A 5,056-nucleotide genomic window follows, 5' to 3' on the forward strand; every position below is an offset into this window, starting at 1 on the left:
TACTTGGCTCAGTAGAGCCATTGAGCAAGAAGCCCCCACTTCAAAATCTGTGATTTAAGTGGTGGGAGCATGTCACATGAAGTACTGCTGCGATACTCCGGATAAATAAAAATAAGAGAAACCCCGAGTTTTTAACGAGCCTGATTTCACATAATGTTCTGAAAACGTTTGGCGATGAGCCTGTTTGCAGAACATTATGTGAAATCAGGTGACTCAAAACTCGGGGTTTTTTCATTTTAATTTTGGAGAAGCTTCAGCAGTTCCTCTTTTGTCAGCTGGCTGGCAGTGACGCCTTCTTCTGAAAGTATCTGATCCGACAGAGCCTTTTTGTTTTCCTGCAGTTCCAGAATCTTTTCTTCAATGGTATGTCGGGCAATCAGCTTGTAGACAGTGACTGTATGTGTTTGACCGATACGGTGTGCCCGGTCTGTTGCCTGATTTTGGGCAGCTGCGTTCCACCATGGGTCATAGTGGATGACGATATCTGCTCCGGTAAGATTGAGACCTGTTCCACCGGCTTTTAGAGAAATCAGGAAAACAGGAATTTTGTTTTCATTAAAAGCATTGACAAGGCGGGTGCGCTGCTCACTCTTTGTACTGCCGTCCAGTCGATAGTAGAGAATGCGCTCTGCTTTCAGGCGGCGTTCAATCACATCCAGCATAGATGTGAACTGTGAAAACAGAAGAATTTTGTGGCCGCCAGCCATGGCATTTTCAATGAGCTGGATACAGGTATCCAGTTTCGCTGAGCCGCCATGGTAATTTTGATAGATTAAGGACGGGTCGCAGCAAAGTTGGCGCAGTTTGGTTAATTCAGCTAAAATTTGGATTTTACTCGTCTTAAACATACTGTCGCTCTGCTGTTCCAGATCTTTCTGGAGTTTCAGTGTATTGGCAGTGTAAAGCTTATTCTGTTCATCCGTCATCTGGGCATAAACCGCATGCTCCAGTTTGTCCGGCAGTTCCTTTAAGACATCTGTTTTCAGACGGCGCATGATAAATGGACGAACAAGCTGCTGAAGTCTTGTGGCGGCAATTTGATCTTTATTTTCTACAATCGGCTGTTCCAATTCTGAACGGAAATAAGCATAAGGATATAGAAATCCCGGCATCAAATATTCAAAAATGCTCCACAATTCACTGAGGCGGTTTTCTATCGGGGTACCGGTCAGAGCAAAACGTGTGACAGAGTGGATGCTGCAGACAGAACGTGCTGCCTGAGTACGATGGTTTTTGATATATTGCGCTTCATCGATAATCTGATAATGAAAATGAAGATTGTCATATCTTGCAATGTCACGTTTCAGCATGTCGTAGGAAGTGATGAGTACATCATAATCCGCATAGTGTGTCAGTAATTCCTGCCGTTCCTGGGCAGTACCGGTGATGAGCAAGGTTTTCAGATTGGGTGCGAAATGCTCGATTTCACTGTCCCAGTTGTAAACAAGTGACGAAGGGCAGACGATCAGACTGACAGGAGGCGGACATGCTGTATGAGAAGCAGTATCTGTCAAATCGACAGTTTTGGATATCGCTTCAAGTCTGGCATGTTCCAATAGTGTGATGATCTGCAAAGTTTTTCCAAGTCCCATATCGTCAGCAAGGATACCGCCAAATCCAAGCTGTGCAATGGTACAGAGCCAGCGATAGCCGGTTTTCTGATAGTCACGCAGAATGGGTTTCATGGCATCAGGAACTTCATAATCGCTGTCAGCCACAGATTTCATATCACGAATCAGTGATTTGAAATAACGGTCTCTATGGGACTGTATATCACTGTTGTGGCTGGTAAGAACGGCATCAATATAGGATGCGCGATATAAAGGCACAGAAATCCTGCCACCACGGATAGCCTGTTCAGAGAGCCGAAGTCCGTCAGCTAATTCAGACAAAACGCTCAGAGAATTATTCTCCAATTTGAGAAATTCTCCGGATTTCAATTTGTAGTATTTCTGTCGGCGTCTGTAACTGTTCAGAATGCCGGCCAGCTCTTCATAAGGAAGACTGTCAGAGTGGATATCTATTTCCAGCAGACCGTTAGAGACGGAAACACCGACAGCGGTCCGCGGCGCTGACAGGATGCGTATACGTTTCATATTCGAAGATATGAAAACTTCAGCCAGTTCGTAAAAATGAGGCAGTCCCTGTTCCAGAAAGAGGAAAGCAGCCTGATCATCATGACTGATGATAAAATCAGCATCAGCAACAGGGGAATCTTCATTCCCGGATACTGCGGCAGGCTGAAAATAAGTCTGAATAGCCGTCAGGATTCTGTTCTCCATAGCGGCATCACGGAAACCATCTTCACAGGAGATAGGCGTGGCAAGAGAAAATGTTTCTTCGCCATAACGAGCATAAGCTGTACAACTGATGATATTCTCAGCCGGATTGTCAAGGTAAATACTGAAATGCGCTTCAGGCGGTTCATAATCGGTCAGATCAACACCTTCAGTGTGAAAATCCGTATGGGCTTCCAGATGCTTCAGTACACTGCCGTAAAAAGGTCGAAGTTGTTTCTCGGAAAGTGTGATTTCACGGACCTTCTGACGATTTAACTCTGTCAGATAGGGCTGCATGTCCTTTTTGAAGGCTTCTGAGCAGCGATACAGGATTTTATCTTTTAGAATCCAGAATGTCCGGGCACCGGAGAGTATCAGACAATCTTCGATGGTCAGATGGTAGGTGTCACTATCTTCGGCTTTGAGTTCAAGTGTAAGTTCCGGGTCTCCGTCTGTAACATAAATGGGCCGGATATGATCATCGAGATCAAACAGAAGCGTATGTCCGATCATCATATTCAGAAACATGTCGACAGCGGTTGGAGACAGCGGAAGGTAACGCAGTGCTTTCATTGTCTGGAAACGATAAGTGCTGTCCTGAACACAGTGGAAATGGTATTCGTACTCTTCAATCCGCTGCATAATAAACGCCAGCATGTTGCGGCTCTCAGTAGTGAAAGCCTCAGGTTCATGGAAAAATTTCAGATTCTTTCCATATTGAAATAATTCACCTTGACGAATAAGGCGGGCAAACTCCAGCAAGTCTTTGATGACGTATTTCTTGCTGGTGCCGATTTTGAAGTCGACGGAAAGTTTATGATATTGGTTATGAAGAATTGGCTCCAATTCAATCAGAACTTTGGTTTCAGATGCTTCAGCAGGATAGTGGCTGCCGGAAGATTGATGAATATAAGATTCAATCAATGTCTGGCCAATCCGATTTTGTTTTTTTGACGGAAAGCTTGTTTGAATATGTCGTCTGGAGATATATTTCAAAAGAATAGCGACGCAGTGGCAGCAGAGCCCTTCTGATTGGTAAAAATCGGAGCAGGAACATAAGCTGCCGACAATCTGGCTCTCATCTTCATCGATGGATACCTGGGTTTCATGTTCACTGCCGTCTGCATCAAGGACAGTAGCGGTGATCATAGGGGTATCTGTCAGTGTGTTAATATCCGTTTCAAAGTTTTTAATGCGCTTATCGATCAAAAAAATATCCTGACCTTTTCGATAATCTGCATCAGAGGAGGCTTTGATAACAGTCATTCTGGTAATTGCCATGAAAACTCCTTTCAGCTGTGAATGCGTGTTCGTGCTGCACAGCGTATAGCAGGCCGGAATAGCCGCAACCTGCTGTAATCGTAAACTTCATTATAGCATATTTGACAAATTCTGTCCGCAGTTTGAAACGAATAAGAAAAAATATGCAGATATCACGGCAACATTTAAAGGATGTCTGGAAAGCCATGATTTTATTGGATTTTTTGAGGATTAAGCAATAATTTACACCTTATTTACAACTTTGGAAGAGCGAATCGGTAATCAAGATGTAGGGGAACTGAAAGAGATATGTTTTGAAAATTAGAAAATGATAAATGCAGGCATAATCTCAAAGAACAATGGGAAGTTGCCGATTTTTTACAAAAGAAATCTTGACAGTAACATCGGAAACTGTATAATAATATTAACAGAACCCACCACGCCTTTGATTTTTCATGCGCAACTCGGTGGGATTTTTATTTATGGGGTGTTTTACGTATCAGTATCCAAAACAAATATTAACAATAGAACAACAAGTGCAATCTTATGCAGATGCAGGAATGGAGATTACATCTCGTGAAGATGTAGAGAAAGTATTAAAGACAATTGGGTTTTATCGTTTGAGAGGCTACTCGTTTCATTTATATGATAATGCCACAAAGAAGTTCTAATGATGTGTTTATCAAACATAATTTTGACAATCATGATGGCGAGGTGCCTGTATGGGCAACTGTTGAAGTTCTTTCATTTGGAATGCTATCGAAGATAATTAAGAATTTGAAAACGGGTACGGGAAGTTCATACTTTATCTTGGCATCAAACTACCAGTATAAATCGAAAAAAGGAAATTTGGTAAAACCATCACAGAAAATGCTTACTTCATGGATACAGGGCGTTTCGGTATTGCGTAATATGTGTGCTCATAATTCCAGAATTTATAATCGCACAATACATACAACACCAGAAATTTTGGATGTAGATAAGATTACGCCACCACCAGCACATAATGGTCTGTATCAAATTTTACTGGCAATGAAGTATCTGCGTTCATCCGATGAGGAGTGGATAGTATTTGTAGATGCTTTCGACAAGCTGATTCAAAATAATAGTGATGTGGTCGGTCTAACAGCAATGAATCTTCCAACAGATTGGAAAGACCATTTAAGTGTATAAATGCAGTGGGACTGCATAAAATAGTAAAACAGACCTAACCAAGCATTTCGCTCAAATCGGTTAGGCCTTCGGCGGAGTGTTGCGATAAGCGCTTCGCCATTTTTATTTTGATGAAGAACATTCATAATACAGAGTGATGGAAAACGCTACAGTACAGTCAAGACTGTGTGAGGAGTACCGCATCTGGAATTTCAGATGGGATGATGCGTATAAGGATATGATGAAATATTCTGTTTGTAACATGAAGAAATAAGGAATATACTTAAGACTAAAACTTCCCACACCGATACGGTGTGTTGAACCTTGAAAATTCAATATTTCAGCCAATAAAAAAGGCATAAACC

Annotated in this window: 2 protein-coding genes; one reads left to right on the plus strand and one right to left on the minus strand. The window is 42.1% G+C overall.

Annotated elements, in window-relative coordinates; all coding sequences use genetic code 11:
• Window positions 1-236: 236 nt before the first annotated feature.
• Window positions 237-3,560: a DEAD/DEAH box helicase gene (locus WMO25_RS14590; RefSeq protein WP_349085904.1), complete on the minus strand. Its 3,324-nt coding sequence runs from the start codon at window positions 3,558-3,560 to the stop codon at window positions 237-239.
• Window positions 3,561-4,214: 654 nt separating this feature from the next.
• On the opposite strand from WMO25_RS14590, the gene WMO25_RS14595 reads away from it, so the two are divergent.
• Window positions 4,215-4,712, plus strand: a complete 498-nt coding sequence (locus WMO25_RS14595; protein ID WP_349085906.1) for an Abi family protein — start codon at window positions 4,215-4,217, stop codon at window positions 4,710-4,712.
• Window positions 4,713-5,056 lie beyond the last annotated feature (344 nt).

The sequence above is a fragment of the Coprococcus intestinihominis genome, from assembly GCF_040096555.1.
Taxonomy (GTDB): Bacteria; Bacillota; Clostridia; order Lachnospirales; family Lachnospiraceae; genus Coprococcus_A; species Coprococcus_A intestinihominis.

Coding starts and splice junctions, on each gene's coding strand:
- WMO25_RS14590 (WP_349085904.1), bottom strand. CDS start 3,560: ATGGCAATTACCAGAATGACTGTTATCAAAGCCTCCTCTGATGCAGAT.